General features: G+C 47.8%; 14 protein-coding genes. 7 read left to right on the forward strand and 7 right to left on the reverse strand.

Going from position 1 to position 19,687, the window contains the following annotated elements; all coding sequences use genetic code 11:
• Positions 1-103: 103 nt before the first annotated feature.
• Positions 104-2,533: a bifunctional aspartate kinase/homoserine dehydrogenase II gene (gene metL / locus OA57_RS06680; protein WP_034615250.1), complete on the forward strand. Its 2,430-nt coding sequence runs from the start codon at positions 104-106 to the stop codon at positions 2,531-2,533.
• Positions 2,534-2,623: 90 nt separating this feature from the next.
• On the opposite strand, the gene glgP is transcribed toward metL, so the two are convergent.
• The 6 genes from glgP to zapB form a co-directional block, all read right to left on the reverse strand.
• Positions 2,624-5,059, reverse strand: a complete 2,436-nt coding sequence (gene glgP / locus OA57_RS06685) for a glycogen/starch/alpha-glucan family phosphorylase (RefSeq protein ID WP_034615251.1) — start codon at positions 5,057-5,059, stop codon at positions 2,624-2,626.
• A gap of 40 nt (positions 5,060-5,099) precedes the next feature.
• Positions 5,100-6,536: a glycogen synthase GlgA gene (gene glgA / locus OA57_RS06690; protein WP_034615253.1), complete on the reverse strand. Its 1,437-nt coding sequence runs from the start codon at positions 6,534-6,536 to the stop codon at positions 5,100-5,102.
• Positions 6,537-6,605: 69 nt separating this feature from the next.
• Positions 6,606-7,928 carry a glucose-1-phosphate adenylyltransferase gene (glgC, locus tag OA57_RS06695; RefSeq protein ID WP_034615255.1) on the reverse strand — a complete coding sequence of 441 codons (1,323 nt, stop codon included), beginning with the start codon at positions 7,926-7,928 and terminating at the stop codon, positions 6,606-6,608.
• Positions 7,929-7,998: 70 nt separating this feature from the next.
• The gene (gene glgX / locus OA57_RS06700; protein WP_034615258.1) at positions 7,999-9,987 is read right to left on the reverse strand and encodes a glycogen debranching protein GlgX; all 1,989 of its coding nucleotides are present in this window, start codon (positions 9,985-9,987) and stop codon (positions 7,999-8,001) included.
• Between the two features lie 26 nt (positions 9,988-10,013).
• Entirely contained in the window at positions 10,014-12,203 is a 2,190-nt protein-coding gene (gene glgB / locus OA57_RS06705) for a 1,4-alpha-glucan branching protein GlgB (RefSeq protein WP_034615260.1), read from the reverse strand.
• A gap of 340 nt (positions 12,204-12,543) precedes the next feature.
• Positions 12,544-12,783, reverse strand: a complete 240-nt coding sequence (gene zapB, locus OA57_RS06710) for a cell division protein ZapB (protein ID WP_034615262.1) — start codon at positions 12,781-12,783, stop codon at positions 12,544-12,546.
• Positions 12,784-13,018: 235 nt separating this feature from the next.
• Between zapB and glpX the strand changes: the two genes are divergently transcribed.
• On the forward strand, positions 13,019-14,032 hold the full coding sequence (glpX, locus tag OA57_RS06715; protein ID WP_034615263.1) for a class II fructose-bisphosphatase: 1,014 nt from the start codon (positions 13,019-13,021) through the stop codon (positions 14,030-14,032).
• A gap of 120 nt (positions 14,033-14,152) precedes the next feature.
• On the opposite strand, the gene OA57_RS06720 is transcribed toward glpX, so the two are convergent.
• Positions 14,153-14,911, reverse strand: coding sequence for a DeoR/GlpR family DNA-binding transcription regulator (locus OA57_RS06720; protein ID WP_034615264.1), 759 nt, complete (start codon positions 14,909-14,911; stop codon positions 14,153-14,155).
• 214 nt (positions 14,912-15,125) lie between these two features.
• Here OA57_RS06720 and ltnD point away from each other — a divergent pair, with 214 nt between their 5' ends.
• Genes ltnD through denD form a run of 5 tightly spaced genes read left to right on the forward strand, consistent with a single transcriptional unit; the run spans position 15,126 to position 19,681 of the window.
• Complete coding sequence (ltnD, locus tag OA57_RS06725) at positions 15,126-16,025, forward strand: L-threonate dehydrogenase (RefSeq protein ID WP_034615271.1); 900 nt, start codon at positions 15,126-15,128, stop codon at positions 16,023-16,025.
• Between the two features lie 2 nt (positions 16,026-16,027).
• Entirely contained in the window at positions 16,028-17,278 is a 1,251-nt protein-coding gene (gene otnK, locus OA57_RS06730) for a 3-oxo-tetronate kinase (RefSeq protein ID WP_034615272.1), read from the forward strand.
• A complete protein-coding gene (otnC, locus tag OA57_RS06735) occupies positions 17,275-17,919 on the forward strand; it encodes a 3-oxo-tetronate 4-phosphate decarboxylase (protein WP_034615274.1) in 645 nt (214 codons plus the stop codon). Before otnK ends, otnC begins: the two co-directional genes overlap by 4 nt.
• 1 nt (position 17,920) lies before the next feature.
• A complete protein-coding gene (otnI, locus tag OA57_RS06740; RefSeq protein ID WP_034615277.1) occupies positions 17,921-18,697 on the forward strand; it encodes a 2-oxo-tetronate isomerase in 777 nt (258 codons plus the stop codon).
• Positions 18,698-18,733: 36 nt separating this feature from the next.
• On the forward strand, positions 18,734-19,681 hold the full coding sequence (gene denD / locus OA57_RS06745) for a D-erythronate dehydrogenase (protein WP_034615280.1): 948 nt from the start codon (positions 18,734-18,736) through the stop codon (positions 19,679-19,681).
• Positions 19,682-19,687 lie beyond the last annotated feature (6 nt).

Genomic DNA, 19,687 nt, shown 5'->3' on the forward strand with positions numbered 1-19,687 from the left:
CAATCTGGACGTCAAGACTGCTAAAAATAGTGACCTTTTATTTTGATCGCCGCTGAAAACTGATAAAATAAGCCCGATTTTTACTCTTGATTTGAGGATTGTTATGGCAATTCATCCAACGAAAGAAATGCATAAATTCGGCGGCAGCAGTCTGGCCGATGCGGAACACATCCGCAATGTCGCACAAATTATAAAAAAATACACCCGACATAGTGATTTGATTGTGGTCTCGGCTATGGGCAACATGACCAATAATCTGATTGAATGGATCCACTTGTCAAGCACCGATCCCGTCACGGCCAACCAACAATTGCAAAAAATCAAATTTCATTATCTGACCCAAGCGAATACGCTGTTAAATGCGCCGGAAACGGTTTCGCAACAATTTCTGGAAGATATTCTGTCACTCTCTTCGCTGCTTGATAAGCCGCTGAGCGACGCGATTTATGCCGAAGTGGTCGGACACGGCGAAATCTGGACGGCAAAACTGGTCAGCGCCTACCTTAACCAAATCGGGATTGCCAACCACTATTTGGATTCCCGATTGTTTATGTATGCCGAAAGAGCGGTATTGCCGCAAGTAGACGTCGAACACAGCCAGCGTCAACTGCAACCGCACTTGCAACAGGCTGACGGCAAACGCTTAGTGGTCACCGGTTTTATCTGCCAAAATCAAGCAAAAGAAACCGTGCTGTTGGGGCGCAACGGCTCCGATTATTCCGCCACACAAATCGCCGCCTTGGCGGACATCAAAAAAGTAACTATCTGGAGCGATGTCGCCGGTGTTTACAGTGCCGATCCGCACCAAATCGGCAATGCCAACCTGCTGAGTTTTTTACGGGTGGACGAAGCCACCGAACTTTCCCGTCTGGCGGCACCGGTGTTACATGCGCGCACGCTGCAACCGGTCAAAAGCCATCAATTGACACTGTTGCTGCGCAGCAGTCTGCAACCGGAAAACGGCTCGACCCGCATTGAACACGCCCTGTCCGCCAGTGAAAACGGCAAGATTGTCACCCATCACAATCAAATCGGTCTGATTGAACTTACGATTCCACCGACCCAAGATTTAGAGCAGTGGCTGCAGCAATGTCGCTCTTGGATCGGGCAACAGCAACTGCTGCCGCTGGCACAAAGCGTGGATCATCAGCAACGTCTGTTAAAATTGGCCTACCCGGTGGAATATATCGACAATGTGTATATTCAATTCAAGCAATTGCCGCTGCCGGTGGAATCGTCTTCCATTCGTTACGATTTGTCGTTACTGGCCATTGTCGGTTACGGCGTTTGCCGTAACTCATTGCAGATGATGCGTTTTCTGCAAATGCTGAAAACCCAGCCGGTTGAATTCGTCTGGCAATCGCCCGATCAGATCAGCGTAGTGGCGATTCTGCGCCGTCAAGTCAACCGTGAATTACTGCGTAATGTGCATGACGATTTGTTTCGTCCGCATAAAACCATCGGACTGGTTGTGCTCGGCAAGGGCCCGATCGCCAAAACCTGGCTTGACTTGTACCGTCAACGGCGTGAAGAACTGTCCGCTCGCAGCAAATTCAATTTCACCTTAATCGGGCTGGTCTCCAGCACTAAAGGCTGGCTGAGCTATCAAGGCTTGATTCCGCAGCTGAAAAACCGCACTTTGGACGATGCTTTCGAGCAGCAGGCACAAGAACTGGAACCGAATCAATTACTGAATTGGATGAGCGGGCATCCGTTTGACGAACTGGTGATTCTGGATATCACTGCCAGCGAAGAAGTTGCCAAACATTATATGAGCTTCGCCAAACACGGCTTTCATGTGATTAGCGCCAATAAACGCGGTGCCGCCTTTCCGCTGGCGGCGTTTCATGAACTGCAAAATGCGTTTCAACAATCCGGCAGCCACTGGCTGTATAACGCCACCATCGGCAGCGGTCTGCCGATTAATACCATTTTACGCGACTTAGTCGAAAGCGGCGACACCATTTTATCGGTGGAAGGCACGTTTTCCGATACGATGACTTGGCTTTTTTACCAATACGAGCAGCATAGCCACAGCTTTGCCGAGCTGATTGAACAGGCATGGGAACAGGGTTTGAGCGAACGTAACCCGCGTGAAGATCTGAGCGGCATGGACGCCATGCGTAAGCTGGTGATCGCCGCCCGCAGTGCCGGCTATGATTTGGATCCGCAGCAAATCAAAGTTGAATCGTTACTTGACCCCAATGCGGAAGAACTGTCGCTGAATACGTTTTTCGAATCGCTGAATCCGTTGAATAAACGGCTGGAAGAGCGGTATCTGAACACACATGACGACGGCCTGACATTACGTTATGTCGCCCGCTTTAATGCCGACGGGCAATCCAGTGTCTGTCTGGAAGAATTGGAACCCGACGATTTGATCAGCCGAACCTTGCCCGGCGAAAATCTGTATATTATCCGCAGCCAATGGTATCGCGACAAACCGTTAGTTATCCATGGCCCGAGTTCCGGCCCCGCCATGACTGCCGGCGCTATTCAAAGCGATCTCAACCGCTTGGTAAAATTGCTTTAAGCGCCTCTTCGGAGACACAGAATCGCAGTTTTCAATCCAAAATAAAAAACCCGTTATTGCAAAATAACGGGTTTGTTTGTCAGCGTTGGATTACAATTTCACCGGCTCCAAGTTCCAGATTTGATCCGCATACTCTTTAATTGTGCGGTCGGAGGAGAAATAACTCATGTTAACGATATTTTGGATTGCTTTTGCCACCCAAAGATTATGATCGGCATACACTTCATCGACTTTCTCTTGAACATCGACATAACTGCGGAAATCGGCAAACGCCTGATAATAATCATTTAACAGCGAAAAAGACTGATAACGCCCCGGTTCTTCCGGACTGAAAACACCGCCGGTAATTTGCTGTAAAACTTCACGCAATTGCGGATCATTTTCATAATAGGTCGACGGGTTATAGCCTTTACTGCGCAGCTCTTCCACTTGTTCAACGGTATTGCCGAAAATAAAAATATTTTCCTCACCGACGTTTTGTAGAATTTCCACATTGGCACCGTCGAGTGTGCCGACCGTCAACGCCCCGTTCAAGGCAAATTTCATATTACTGGTACCGGAAGCTTCTGTGCCGGCCAGCGAAATCTGTTCCGACACGTCCGCCGCCGGAATAATCAACTGCGCCAGACTGACGCTGTAGTTCGGGATAAAGACCACTTTTAACTTATCATGCACCCGCATATCATTGTTGATCACTTTCGCCACATCATTAATCGCACGGATAATCTGCTTAGCCTGATAGTAAGCCGATGCTGCCTTACCGGCAATAATGAACACACGCGGCACCCAGTCTTTTTCCGGATTGCGCAGAATTTCGTTGTAACGGGCAATAATATGACACAAATTCAAATGTTGGCGCTTATACTCGTGAATTCGCTTGATCTGCACGTCAAACAGGGAATCCGGATTTACCACAATATTCAAATTGTGTGCGATATAATTAGCCAGCTTCACCTTATTGGCTTGTTTCACCGACCGCACTTCGTCCATAAATTTCGGGAAATCCGCATACTGTTTCAACTGTTCCAAATGACTTAAGTCTTTGCGCCAGGATTTTCCGATATATTTGTCAAATACCGCCGATAACCCCGGATTGGCCACGCCGATCCAGCGCCGCGGCGTGATGCCGTTGGTCATATTGCAGAAACGTTCCGGATAAATTTTGGCAAAATCGGCAAAAATGGATTTAACCATTAAATCGGAATGCAATTTTGCCACGCCGTTGACTTTATGTGACGCCACAACTGCCAACCATGCCATCCGCACTTTACGTCCGTCGTTTTCATCAATCAATGAAACCCGACGGAGCAAATCCGGATCTTTTTCCGTATAGGCTTTGATGCTGTTGAGGAATTTTTCGTTAATTTCCAGAATCAGTTGCAAATGACGCGGCAGAATCGCACCCATCATATCCACCGGCCAGGTTTCCAACGCTTCGCTCATCAAGGTATGATTGGTATAGGAGAACACTTGGCAGGTAATTTCCCATGCATCGTCCCAAGCAAACGCTTCTTTGTCGATTAAAATCCGCATTAATTCCGGAATCGCCAAAACCGGGTGAGTATCGTTCAGATGAATTGCGACCTTTTCGGCAAGGTTTTTCAGTGTTTTGTGCTGCCATCTGTGGCGGTTGATGATATCTTGCAGCGATGCCGACACTAGGAAATATTCCTGACGCAAACGCAACTCACGGCCGGCATAAGTTGAATCATCGGGATAAAGTACCCGAGATACGTTCTCGGATTTGTTTTGACGTTCCATCGCAGCAAAATAGTCACCGCGGTTAAATTTATTCAGGTCAAAAACATCGCCGGCATGAGCCGACCACAGCCGCAAACTGTTGGCCATATCGGTTTCATAGCCGGGAATAATTTGATCATAACCCAATGCGACAATCTGATCGGTATCGATCCAACGGCATTTACCGCCTTCAAAATAGATACGTCCGCCGAATTCCACTTTATAGCGTTTGGTCGGACGTACAAACTCCCACGGCATACCTTTTTCCAGCCAAATATCAGGGCGCTCAACCTGCTGACCGTCTACGATTTTCTGGCGAAACATACCGTACTCGTAACGAATTCCATATCCCATGCCCGGATAATTCAATGTCGCAATGGAATCCAAAAAACAAGCGGCCAAACGTCCCAAGCCCCCGTTTCCTAAGCCCGGATCGACCTCTTTTTCAATCACATCTTCCAGATCCAGCCCCAATTGCTCCAACGCTTCATGCACGATATCATAAATTCCGACCGCCATCATGGCATTGGATAAAGTGCGCCCCATCAAAAATTCCATTGAAAGATAGTAGACCCGTCGGCAATCTTGCGATTGTGTCGCACGCTGTGTTTTCAGCCAGCCTTCAGAGACCAGATCACGCACAGCCAATAATGTTGCATTCAGCCAGTCGCGCTGGCTGGCCACACCGGGATCACGCCCGATTGCAAAAACCAATTTTTGCACAATTGAGTCTTTGACCGCCGCAACATTGGACAATGGAGAATGGTGGAGAATGGTATTGCTCATTAGATTAAGTTCCTTAATTAAAACGTTTAATACAGAGAGTTCAGTTGAATAAACGTTGATAGATAACAGAATATTTTTCAGCCGCCAACCGCCAGCTGAAATCGGCCTCCATGGCATTAATACGAACTTTATACCATTGCGGTTTGGCGCGCCAGAGCGTTGCCGCCCGCTCAAAAGCGGAAGCCAGCTCCTCGGCATCGGCCGCATCAAAAACAAATCCGGTCGCACTGCGATCTTTCAGATTCGCTTTGCTGCTGTCCGTTACGGTATCCGCCAGCCCGCCGGTCGCCCGAACCAATGGTAATGTGCCGTATTTTAACCCATATAGCTGTGTTAAGCCACAAGGTTCAAAACGGCTCGGCACTAGGATCACATCACCGCCGGCAATGACAAGGTGCGATAATGCTTCGTTATAGCCGATTTCGATACTGACTTGCTGCGGATATTGTAATTCCAATTGGGAAAAAGCCTGCTCATATTCCTTATCGCCGGAACCGAGCAAAATAAATTGCATGCCTTCCTGCAATACTTGCGGCAGTGCTTGCAATAGCAAATCTACCCCTTTTTGGGCGGTCAGACGGGTGACCATCACAAAAAGCAGTGCGTTTTTCTCTTGCGGCAAGCGGAACGCTTTTTGCAGTTCGGCTTTACATTTGCCTTTCCCCGTCATGCTTTTCAGTTTGTAATTGGCCGGCAAATGCGTATCGTTTTCCGGATTCCAAATCGTATAATCCACGCCGTTCAACACGCCGCTTAATTTGTTTTGTCGTTGTAAAGTGATCAATAACCCTTCCAGCCCGTAAGCGTATTCCGCCGTAGTGATTTCCCGCGCATAGGTCGGGCTGACCGCCGTGACGTGATCGGCATAATATAAACCGGCTTTCAAATAAGAAATTTGCCCGTTCAATTCCAATCCGTCGACATGGAACATCTCGAGCGGCAAGCCGATTTCAAACATATGGTTGTAATGGAATTGCCCCTGATAAGCCAGATTATGGATTGTGAATACCGATTTTGCCGGTCTGCCTTTGGCATACAAATAGGCACAGGCTAAGCCGGCGTGCCAATCATGAGCGTGTACGACATCGGCTTTCCACCAGCCGTCTAAATTGTCGCCCAATTCGGCACCGAACCATGCCAATAAAGCAAACCGTTGATAATTGTCCGCATAATCGTTATAGCCGCTGTCATGATAAGGATTGCCTTCACGGTGATACAAGTGCGGTGCATCAATCAGATAGATTCCCAAACCGTGGTATGTGGTATAGCGCAGGGTAGCCTCGCCGGCAAAGGTATCAAACGTACCGACCGCCGTTGACGCCGGCAGCCCCGCCGCCACGGACGGAAATGCCGGCAGCAAAACCCGCACATCATCGCCGTTTTGCTGCTGGGCAAAGGGTAAAGCACCGGTCACATCGGCTAATCCGCCGGTTTTCAATAAAGGATAGAGTTCCGAGCAAACATGTAAAATTTTCATTTTTTCCTACCTGTATCTGTTATCCGTAAAAACCGTCTCCGCCGATTCCGGCGGAGACGATAATTCATTTTACGGCTCCGCCTTATAGGCTTTTTTGTCCTGTTCTTCCGCCTCGGTTTTCAGTTTGTTCAACATTCTGGAGGTCACCAACACAACCCCCCCTTTACTGACCCGAAAACGTTTTGCATCCAACGCCAAATCCACCCCGATTTCCATACCGTCGGGAATTTGGCAATGGCGATCGACAATTGCCCGTTTAATCACGGCGTTTTTACCGATTGTAACTTCAGGCAAAACCACGGAATACTCGACTTGCGATCCCTCTTTCGCCACCACATGATCGAACAGAACCGAGTTGCTGATAATCGCATCGTTGATAATGCAGCCGCCGCCGACCAGAGAGTTATCCAGCGCACGGGTTTTGCGCAGGTTTTTATAGAAAAACTTGGACGGGAAAGTCTGTTTCGGCGTCGAACGAATCGGCCAACGCTGATCGAAAATATCCAGTTGCGGATGTTCCGTCACCAAGTCAATATTGGCTTCCCACAACGCATCAATCGTGCCCACATCGCGCCAGTAAATTTCGCCTTGCGGATTACGCCCCATACAAGAACGACTGAACGGATGGGCATACAATACGCCCTCTTTCAAAGACTGCGGGATAATATCCTTGCCGAAATCATGGCTTGATTCCGGTTTGGCAAATTCACGATCCAGTATTTCATACAGATAATCCGCATCAAAAACATAGATTCCCATCGATGCCAACGATGTATCCGGCTTGCCTTTCATAGTTGGCGGATTTTTTGGTTTTTCAATAAAATCCGTCACTTGTAAGTTTTCATTCACGCCCATTACGCCGAATTCGGAGGCCTTGTCCTTCTCGACCTCAATACAGCCGACCGTACATTTTGCGCCGCTGGAAACGTGATCCAGCAGCATTTGGGCGTAATTCATTTTATAAATATGGTCACCGGCCAAAATCAAAACATATTTCGGTTTGTAATGGCCTTTCATAATGTCACAGTTTTGATATACCGCATCTGCCGTACCGCGATACCAAGTGCTGTCGTCCAGCTGTTGGCGTGCCGGCAGCATATCGACAAATTCATTGCGCTCGCGCGGCAGAAATGACCAACTGTGCTGTAAATGACGCAACAAAGAGTGCGCCATATATTGCGTGACGACGCCGATGCGATTCAAGTTGGAATTGATACAATTGGACAAGGCGAAGTCAATGATACGGCAAGAGCCACCAAAATAAACGGCCGGCTTGGCTCGCTTATCAGTCAGCTCGTACAAACGGGAACCTCGTCCTCCGGCTAGAATCAGAACTAAAGTATCATCCGTGATACGTAACATACTTGGTGAATTTTTCAAAATCTCATCCATAACTTTCCCCTTGGGTAATATTCTCAAACAAACGCAATAAAATACTACGTGGTACTACATACAACTCCACTTAACGATATAAAATATAAAGACCCGGTTTTTCGAGCTTCAAATTATTGTTATCCAGAACAATAGATTGTTGCTGAATACTGTTCCACTCACCATTCGGAAGGCGGAAATGCCGTTCCCCGTCGCCACGGTTGACCAGCAATAACCATTTTCCGCCCAGCTGAATCTGGAAGCCGCCACTGCCACCGTCTTCCCAGTCGGCAATGCTCATGCCCTGTCCTTCCCGATTCAACCACTGCACATGGCTATCATTCCACCAGTCATCACCGGCGGAAAGTGCGGTAATCTGTTTACGTACCTGAATAATTGCCCTGCTGTAGGCTAATAATTGCTGATCTTGTTTCGACCAGTCAATCCAGGTGATGTCATTATCCTGACAATACGCGTTATTGTTGCCGCCCTGCGTATGACCGAACTCATCGCCGGCCAACAACATCGGTGTGCCGTTGGCTAACAGTGCGGTTGCCAGCAATGCGCGCTTCATTGTTTGCCTTTGCGCCAAAATCTGCGCGTCACGGCTTTCGCCTTCTTCGCCGAAATTCCGACTGAAATTTTCGCCGTGTCCGTCCCGATTCTCTTCGCCGTTTGCCCAATTTTGCTTATATTGGTAACTGACCAAATCAGTCAACACAAAACCGTCATGGGAACAAATATAATTAATTGATGCACTCGGACATTTGCCGTCATGTTGGAAAATATCGGCAGATGCGCTGAACCGTTGGGCGAACAGCCCCATATTGCCCTGATGATGCAGCCAAAAACGCCGCATATCGTCACGGAAACGGTCGTTCCATTCGGCAAAATAATCCGGAAAATTCCCTAATTGATATCCGCCCCAACCAATATCCCAAGGTTCGGCAATATATTTTTTATCTTTCAGCAGCGGATCAGCGGCAATTCGACGAAAAATTTCCGCCTGTCGGTTAAAGTGCGGTTCACGCCCAATAATGGTCGCCAAATCAAAACGAAAACCATCCACACCAAACGTTTCTACCCAATAACGCAAACAATCATGCACCCATTGCAGCGTATTCGGCCTGCTCAGGTTAAGCGCATTGCCGCAACCGCTCCAGTTATGATATTCGCCCTGTTCAGTCAACCAATAGTAGTTGGCGTTGTCCAATCCGCGCTGGCTGAGTGTCGGTTGCTGCAAATCGGAATCGGCGGTATGGTTAAACACCACATCTAAAATGACCTCGAATCCCGCTTGATGCAGCGCTTTAACCATTTGCCTGAATTCACCGGCCGGTGTCGTTCCCGCCCGTCCCGACCAATAGCGGTCATCCACAGCAAAAGGCGCCAATACGTTGTAACCCCAATAATTACGCAGCCCTTTACGTTGCAAATGCATTTCATCGGCATGGAAAGCGACCGGCATCAATTCAAGTGCGGTTACGCCCAAACCTTTCAAGTAATCCAACGACGCCGGGTGCGCTAAGCCGGCATAGCTGCCGCGCAACGCCGGCGGAATGGCGGAATTCAGTTGGCTGAACCCTTTCACATGCAATTCGTAAATAATGGTTTCCGCCCAGCTGTGATTCGGCGAACCGTCGTCTTGCCCGTCAAGCGGCAGATCCACTACTATCCCTTTGGGGGCGGCATCGGCATTATCTAAATCGTTGTTCAAATCAAACAGTGCGGCCTGTTGCTCCGTCTCCCATTGCGGTTTGCCGTCGACCGCTTTGGCATAAGGATCCAGCAGCAATTTCTGCGGGTTGAAACAAAGCCCCAAGTGCGGTCTGTTTTCCCCATGTGCACGGAAACCGTATTTGATTCCCGGCTCAATGCCCGCCAGCCATAAACTCCAAATATGCCCGTCGTTGCAATTCATTTTGAAACGGTGCTCTTTTCCACTATACGAAAACAGACACAGTTCAATCAGTGATGCGTGTTCGGAAAAGACCGCAAAATTGACACCGCTTACCCCGTCAATAACTTGCAAAGAAGCCCCCATCGGTTGCTTCATGCCGTTTTTCACCCTGCCGATCATCTTGCCAAAACCTTCTTAAAAAGCCGTTAATCCTGATGTTGTAAATAAATTGTCGCCAATGGCGGCAGTGTGACCGAAATCGACCGCACTTTGTTATGACTGGCGATTTCCTCGCTCTGCAACAGTCCGGCATTGCCGACATTCGAACCATGATAAAACTCGGAATCGGTGTTCAACACTTCCTGATAGCGCCCGGCGAGATTAACGCCGATGCGATAATTTTCACGCGGCACCGGCGTGAAGTTACTGATCACCAGCACTTCCCTGCCTTCCCGATCCTTACGAGAAAATGCAAAGACCGAGTTTTGATAATCATCAACCACCAACCATTCAAAGCCTTGCGGATCAAAATCCAATTGGTGCATTGCCGGGGTGCGGGTATAAAAACGGTTTAAATCTTTTACCAGATTTTGTACGCCGCTGTGCCAACCGCCGCCGTTTTGATCATCCAGCAGGAACCAGTCCAAACTTTCCTGATAATCCCATTCACGCCCTTGTGCAAACTCCGCCCCCATAAACAGCAGTTTTTTACCCGGATGCCCCCACATATAGCCGTAATAAGCACGTAAATTAGCAAATTTCTGCCACGCATCGCCCGGCATTTTATCCAACAGAGAGCCTTTGCCGTGCACTACTTCATCATGTGACAACGGCAAAATGAAGTTTTCGGTGTAGTTGTACAGCATACCGAACGTCAATTGATTATGGTGATGTTGTCGGTAGACCGGATCCAGCTTCATGTAAGACAGCGTATCGTTCATCCAGCCCATGTTCCATTTATAGTGGAAGCCCAATCCGCCCATCTCCGGCGGGTTGGTAATTCCCGGAAACGCCGTGGATTCTTCGGCAATCGTCATACTGCCGTCCAGCTCGTTGCCAATCACATAATTCGTGTGTTTCAGAAAATCAATCGCTTCCAGATTCTCTCTGCCGCCATACTGATTCGGAATCCATTCGCCGTCTTTACGGCTGTAATCGCGGTAGATCATCGACGCCACCGCATCGACACGTAATGCATCGATCCCGAAACGCTCCAGCCAATATAATCCGTTCCCTGAAAGGAAGTTTTTCACTTCGTTACGGCCGTAATTGTAAATCAGGGTATTCCAATCCTGATGGAAACCTTCGCGCGGATCGGCATGTTCATAAAGTGCGGTGCCGTCGAAATACGCCAAACCGTGCGTATCACTCGGAAAATGACCCGGCACCCAATCCAAAATCACATTGATCCCCGCATCATGGGCTTTCCGAATAAAAGCACGCAGTTGCTGCGGCGTGCCGAAACGGCTGGTCGGCGAATACAATCCTAACGGCTGATACCCCCAAGAACCGTCAAACGGAAACTCATTAATCGGCATCAATTCGATATGGGTGAACCCCATTTCTTTGACATACGGAATCAACTGATCCGCAATTTGCTCGTAATCGAGCCAGAAATTATTTTCCAGATTACGCCGCCACGATCCCAAATGGACTTCGTAAATCGAGATCGGCGCATCAAACGCATTGGCTTTTTTGCGCGCCTCGGTCATCGGCACAATGTTCGGTAAGGGGCTGACTTGAGAAGCGGTATCAGGACGCAATTGCGAGGCAAAGGCATAAGGATCGGCTTTCAAACGGACGGTGTCGTTCACATCAAGCAATTCGTATTTATACAGGCTGCCCAAGCTGACTTTCGGAATGAAAATTTCCCACAAGCCGTTTTCCGGATGAAAACGCATCGGATGGCGACGACCGTCCCAGAAATTGAAATCCCCGACCACGGAGACCCGCTTGGCATTCGGCGCCCACAGGATAAAATTAACGCCTGCGACCCCTTCCACTTCGGTGAAATGCGCCCCCAATTTCTCATAAGGGCGATAATGTGTGCCTTCCGCCAGCAGCCAATTGTCCAACTCCGACAAAATCGGTCTGAAACGGTAAGGATCTTCTAAAATCTGGTTTTCATGTCCCCAGAAAACATTCAGCTGATAGGTAAAAAAATCATGTACATCAGGCACTACGGCGGCAAAAAAGCCGTCCTCATGCAAACACGTCAATGCCACGACTTCCTGCTGACTCTCTTTATCAATAATCGAAACACTGGAAGCGTCCGGCATCAATACCCGCACTTCGATCCCGTTATCCGTTTCATGCATCCCCAATACGGCAAAAGGATCCGAGTGCCTGCCGCTTAACAGGGCTTCTATTACTGCTGTTTCTACCAAAACGCTCATTTTTATCTCCATTTCGATTACTTTAAGCACCGAATGATTTATTTCGATGTTGATAAAAAAATTCAAATGAACTTAATATTTCATTAAAAAATATCAATTTAAATTAGCTTCATGAAACTTGCACCACCATTGATGTGCTTATTTCTAAGAGTGGCATAAGAGTGTTTAAGATACAATCGGAAAAGTCAAAAATCAGGGTATAGATCACATTATTTTATCAAATTAAATAAATGCTCGAGATGGAGTTTATATTTATTCAAAAAAGGGATATCGGAAAGAAAAAGCCGAGACGGATATCTCGGCTTCAAAACACAAAAGTGCGGTTCACAAAAGGAAAGAACTAGATATTATCAATTTTTCCCAACAAAGAGCTGATTCTTTCTTTCCAGTTATTCAGTTCATTTTTCAAATGTTCATTCTCACCGGCAATCGCATCACGTTCGCCGCGCAGATCATTCAATTCATTTTGCGCATTGTCATGTTTGCCTTTCAACTCTTCAATTTCCAATTGCTGTAATTGAATGGTTTCAACGGCTTGTTTGATTTTTTCATCGAGTTGTTCAAGAAGTTCGAAAGACATAGTAAATCCTTAATAGTAATAAGTGTCCAATAAAATCCGCTTTATTCTAGCCTAGTTGACGGCAGATTTCACATAGAAATTGAAAGTCCGCGGCGTTTTTTGCCTTTCCCGCCCGCATCTTGCCGCAGCTCTGCCATATCGCCCCAGTCTGTGCTAGAATACTATTTTGTGTGGATAATAGCAAAATCCATCAGGCTACATCACCGTTAACCTCTCACGAATAAGGTCACACAAAATGAAAAGAGCTCTTGCAATCGAATTTTCCCGCGTTACCGAAGCCGCCGCACTGGCGGGATTTGCCTGGTTGGGGCGCGGCAATAAAGACGCCGCCGACGAAGCCGCCGTCAAAGCCATGCGAATCATGTTAAACCAAATTGACATTAACGGCGAGATCGTTATCGGCGAAGGCGAAATTGACGAAGCGCCGATGTTATATATCGGTGAAAAAGTGGGAAACGGACAAGGCGATCAGATCTCAATCGCGGTCGATCCGATTGAAGGCACGCGCATGACGGCAATGGGGCAAGCCAATGCTCTGTCTGTGCTGGCTGCCGGCGGCCCGAAAACCTTTCTACAAGCGCCGGATATGTATATGGAAAAACTGGTGGTCGGTCCGGAAGTGAAAGGCATGATCGATCTCAACCTGCCGCTGGAGCAAAATTTACGTCGTGTTGCCTCTAAACTCGGCAAACTACTCTCTCAACTGACCGTGATCACGCTCGATAAACCGCGCCATCAGGAAACCATTGCCCAAATGCAGCAATTGGGCGTCAAAGTGCTGGCGATTCCCGACGGCGATGTCGCCGCATCTATTTTGTGTTGCCTGCCGGATAATAATGTCGATATGCTGTACGCCATCGGCGGAGCGCCGGAGGGCGTGGTTGCCGGGGCGGCAATCCGTGCGTTGGGCGGCGAAATGCAAGTGCGGTTATTACCACGCAACCAAGTGAAAGGCGATACCGAAGCAAACCGTGCTATCGCACGGCAAGAAATCGCCCGTTGTCAGCAAATGGGCGTAGAAGTCAATAGCGTATTGCAACTGGAAGATATCGTACGTGACGATAATTTGATTTTTTCCGCCACCGGCATCACCAACGGTGATCTGCTGAAAGGGATCCACCGTAAAGGCAATCTCGCCACCACGGAAACCCTGCTGATTCGCGGCCGCTCCCGAACCATTCGCCGTATTCAGTCATTCCATTATCTGGATCGCAAAGATACCGACCTGTACCGCTTAATCGGCAGCTGACCGCACTTTAGACCTCCGGCAGACAATCTCTGCCGGATTGTGTTTACCGACAAGCCCGACATAGTAAAAAGCCATACCGGCGCCCTCGATTCCACACAGCGCGCGGCGGCTGACGCAGTCTCACGCCAATACCAATTCGATATTCAAATTCTGAATATTTTTTTGCACGCTTTCGAGCAAAGTACGGTCAGTAATAATCGTATCAAAGACCTCCAAGCCGTAAATCCGGAAAGTTGCCACTTTGCCGTATTTAGAAGCATCGGTGACCAAAATATTTTTCTTACTGGACGCCACAATTGCCCGTTTCACCGGCAGTTTTTTCTCATCAGGCGTGGTTAAGCCTTTCAAATTCCAAGATGACGTCGAAATAAAAGCCACATCAATCGAAATATTGCGCAAAAACTGAGCGGAGAGTTCGCCGACGGAAGAATAATTCTCTTTACAAACATAACCGCCGGTGTGGATCAGCTCGCCTTTTCCCTCTTTCATCAAAAAATGGGCAATCACAAAATCATTGGTAATCACCAATAAATCACTGCGTTTGGCAATTTGGTGTGCAATCTCCAGCGTGGTCGTGCCGGCATCAAGGTAAACGGTTTTACTTTCACCAATCAGCGCCAGCGCTTTTTCACCGATCGCCTGCTTCTGCAACTGGAACAACAATGATTTATCGTCATGGGTCGGCTCACTCAACAAACGCTGCAACAACTGAACGCCACCGGAAACCGACACCACTTTCCCTTGCTCTTCCAGCTTTTGAATATCACGGCGCACCGTCATATGCGACACCTGCATAATGTCGACCAACTCCGTAATGCTGATTAATTCATGCTCCGTCACCAATGTCAGTAATTTTTTTTGCCTTTCTGCCGGAATCATCTCGCCAGTCTCATTATTTATTGTGAAATTTAGTGAAATAATAACACTTTATGTGCAGACAACTCAAACCGTCCGCATTAAAAACCAATAATTAACAATAAATAACATAATTTGTGAATATTTGTGATCCTGATCGTGGTTTTCCAGTTTGAATTAAGGCAAGATACGTTCACACAATTTCTATTCAATGGCTTTACAACAAACGGAGCATGATATGAGTTATTCAGTCGCAGTCGTCGGGCTTGGAGCAATGGGCATGGGTGCCGCACTTTCCTGCATTAATGCCGGACTAGAGACCTACGGAATTGATTTAAACCCGGTTTTACTCGACAAATTAAAGCAAGCAGGCGCCAAACAAGCCGCCGCCAATGCCGACACATTTGCAGACAAACTCGATGCCGTATTATTACTGGTTGTCAATGCCCGGCAAGTCAAAAGCGTTTTATTCGGTGAAAACGGCCTCGCCGCCAAACTGAAAGCCGGCACCGCCGTGATGGTTTCATCGACAATATCCGCACAAGATGCTAAAGAGATTTCACAAAAATTAACAGCATTAAAACTGATTATGTTGGATGCACCGGTATCCGGCGGGGCTGCAAAAGCCGCTCAAGGGGAAATGACTGTAATGGCGTCCGGCTCTGCCGAAGCGTTTGACAAGCTGCAACCGGTACTCAATGCGGTTGCCGGAAAACTGTATAACATCGGTGAAGAAATCGGGTTGGGCGCAACGGTTAAAATTATTCATCAATTGTTGGCAGGCGTACATATTGCCGCCGGTGCGGAAGCGATGGCATTGGCCGCCCGAGCCGGCATTCCGTTGGATTTAATGTATGACGTGGTGACTCATGCCGCCGGTAACTCTTGGATGTTTGAAAACCGAATGAAACATGTTGTCGACGGTGATTACACCCCGCTTTCCATGGTTGATATTTTCGTCAAGGATCTCGGATTGGTAACCGATACCGCCAAATCGCTACATTTTCCGTTACCGCTTGCCGGCACAGCGTTCAATATGTTTACCTCCGCCAGTAATGCCGGTTACGGCAAAGAAGACGACAGTGCCGTGATCAAGATTTTCAACGGCATCACACTGCCGAAAAAAGAGGAGGCATAACCATGTTAGGTGTTATTGCAGATGATTTTACCGGCGCCAGTGATATCGCCAGTTTTTTAGTCGAAAACGGACTCAGCACCGTACAAATGAACGGTGTGCCGAAACGCCGGCTGCAAAGTGCGGTCGATGCCGTGGTGATCAGCCTGAAATCCCGCTCCAATCCGGTTGAGGAAGCCGTACAACAGTCGCTCAACACACTGAATTGGTTGCAACATAACGGCTGCACCCAATTTTATTTCAAATACTGCTCCACCTTCGACAGCACCGCAAACGGCAATATCGGGCCGGTAACCGATGCGTTGATGAATGCACTGGATACCGACTTTACCGTGATTACCCCGGCATTGCCGATTAACGGTCGTACGATTTTCAACGGTTACCTGTTTGTCGGGCAAACCCTATTGAATGAATCCGGTATGCAAAACCACCCGATTACGCCGATGAAAGACGCCAATTTAATGCGGCTGATGGATGCGCAAGCCGACGGCAAAACCGGATTGGTCGGCTACGCCGATGTCATTCGGGGAGCCGATCACGTTAAATGTTGTTTTGATCAACTGAAACAGCAAGGCTATCGCTACGCCGTTGTCGATGCTGTCGATAACGTACAACTGGCGGTGCTGGCAAAAGCGATCGATGATTTCAAACTGGTGACCGGCGGCTCCGGCTTAGCAGCCTATATGGCGGCGCATAAAAGCAAAAATACCCCGCAAAAAACACAAAAAACCGCACTTTTACCGACAAAAGCCGACAGCGTCGTTTTATCCGGTTCATGTTCAGTGATGACCAATAAACAAGTCGAAGCCTACAAAACCAAAGCGGCACACAAATGGCTCGATGTGGAGCAAAGCCTGAATAACCCGAATTATGCCGATGAACTGTATCAATGGGTGATTGAACACCTGAACGACGATTATGCGCCGATGGTTTACGCCACCGTACCGCCACAAAAACTAAAAGAAATCCAACAACAATTTGGCGCCGATAACGCCAGCCATGCCATTGAAAGCACCTTTGCGACATTGGCGAAAAAATTAAAACGGTACGGCGTGAAAAACTTCATCACCGCCGGCGGCGAAACCTCCAGTATTGTGGTGCAGGAATTGGGTTTTGACGGTTTTCAAATCGGCAAACAGATTGCCCCCGGCGTGCCTTGGCTGAAAGCGCTGGATGAGGAGGTCTTTTTAGCGCTGAAATCCGGCAACTTCGGCAGCGAAACCTTTTTTGCCTATGCACAGGAGATGTTTGTATGACCGCACTTGCACATGAAAAACAACAAAAAATCGATTTGGTTAATCTGGCTCGTTCACTGTTTGAACGCGGATACAGTGTCGGCGGTGCCGGCAATATTTCTGTTCGACTGGACAACAATCGCTTTTTGGTTACCCCGACCGGCTCCTCATTAGGACGGCTGCAAGCCGATGATCTTTCGGTATTGGATAGCGACGGCAACCTGCTTGAAGGCAAAAAACCGTCAAAAGAATCTGTTTTCCATCTGGCCATCTACAAACGTAATCCGGCGTGTCATGCGATTGTTCATCTGCACTCGACTTACCTGACCGCACTTTCCTGTCTGGCAGGATTGGATACTGAAAATGCCATCAAAGCATTTACACCTTATTACGTAATGCGCGTCGGCAAACTGCCGGTGATCCCTTACTACCGCCCCGGCTCGCCGGAAATTGCGCGCGAACTCAGTGAAAGAGCGTTAGACGCCAAAGCGTTTTTACTGGCAAACCACGGCGTTGTTGTCTGTGGCAGCGATTTATTCGATGCTGTGGACAATACCGAAGAATTGGAAGAAACCGCCAAACTGATGTTCCTGCTACAAACACAAAAAGTGCGGTATCTGACCGATGATGAAGTCAATGATTTAAAAAATAGAGGGAAATAATATGCCTAAATTTGCTGCTAATCTATCTATGATGTTTACTGAAGTTCCTTTTTTAGCGCGTTTTGAAGCCGCCGCCAAAGCCGGTTTTAAATATGTGGAATATCTGTTCCCTTATGATTATCCAAAAGATGTACTAAAAACCAAATTACAAGACAATGACTTGCAACAAGTCTTATTTAATACTGCCGCCGGTGATGTTCAGGCCGGTGAATGGGGCGTGTCAGCGATTCCGGGGCGAGAAGCTGACAGTCATCGTGATATTGATTTAGCGCTGGAATATGCCTTAGCGTTGAATTGTCCGAATGTCCATATTATGTCCGGAGTCGTTCCACCGGGTGAAAACTATGCAAAATACAAACAGACCTTTATCGACAATGTGCGCTATGCCGCTGATAAATTCCAACCGCACGGAATCAAGATCTTGTTAGAAGCACTCAGCCCGCAAGTCAAACCTAACTATCTTACCGCCAGTCAATTCCAAACGTTGGAGTTGGTCGATTTGATCGATCGTGACAATGTCTTTGTGCAGCTCGATTATTTCCATGCACAAAATGTAGACGGCAACCTAACCCGATTAACCGACACGCTCAACGGTAAATTTGCCCACGTTCAAATCGCCTCAGTTCCTGAACGCCATGAGCCGGACGAGGGCGAAATCAACTATCGCCACATCTTCGATAAACTGGACGAAATCGGTTATGAAGGTTGGGTCGGTTGCGAATATAACCCACGTGGCAAAACAACAGATGGTTTGGGCTGGTTTAAACCATATAAATAGCCTCTCTTTCACTCACAAATGCATAAGGATCCGACAATGAAAATAGTTATTACCGGTGGTCAGGGATTTCTCGGACAACGCTTGGCCAAAACACTATTGCAGCAAAACGAACTCAAGATTCAAGAACTTATATTGGTTGATGTGAACGAGCCTATAATTCCAAGCAATGACAGCCGAGTACGCAGTATTAAGATGGATTTACGCCATGCCCACGGACTAAACGATATTATTACCAAAGAGACAACCGCTGTCTTTCACTTGGCCGCCATTGTCAGCAGCCATGCCGAAGAAGATCCGGATTTAGGCTACGAGATCAACTTTTTAGCAACCAAAAATCTGTTAGAAGCCTGCCGTAAAATAAACCCTCATATTCGTTTTATCTTCTCCAGTTCATTAGCGGTTTATGGCGGACAGCTACCGGAAGTCATCACCAACAGCACTGCGGTCACACCACAATCGACCTACGGCACACAGAAATCGATGTGCGAACTATTAATTAATGACTACTCGCGCAAAGGCTTTGTTGATGGTATCGCTGTTCGTTTACCGACCATCTGTATTCGTCCGGGAAAACCGAACAAAGCGGCATCCTCTTTCGTCAGTGGCATTATCCGTGAACCGTTAAACGGTGAAAGTGCGGTCTGTCCGGTTTCAAAAGCGCTATTACTCTGGATTTCCAGCCCGAATACGGTGGTGTGTAACTTTATCCACGCATTGACTCTGCCTTCGCTTGCCGCAAGAGATTGGCATGTGATTAATCTGCCGGGGTTCACCGTCAGTGTGGAGTCCATGCTGCGGGATCTGGCATCTATTAAAGGCGAAACAATTCTGGAAAAAATCGAATTCCGGTTTGATAAAAAAATTCATGACATTGTTGCTAGTTGGCCAGCCAAAATTGACTGTAGTCAAGCCTCAGCACTCGGTTTTCACGTGGATAATAATTTCACCGATGTTATCAATCAATTTATTCAGCATGACTTATAGGAGATA

Source organism: Chelonobacter oris (genome assembly GCF_000772535.1).
GTDB lineage: Bacteria > Pseudomonadota > Gammaproteobacteria > Enterobacterales > Pasteurellaceae > Chelonobacter > Chelonobacter oris.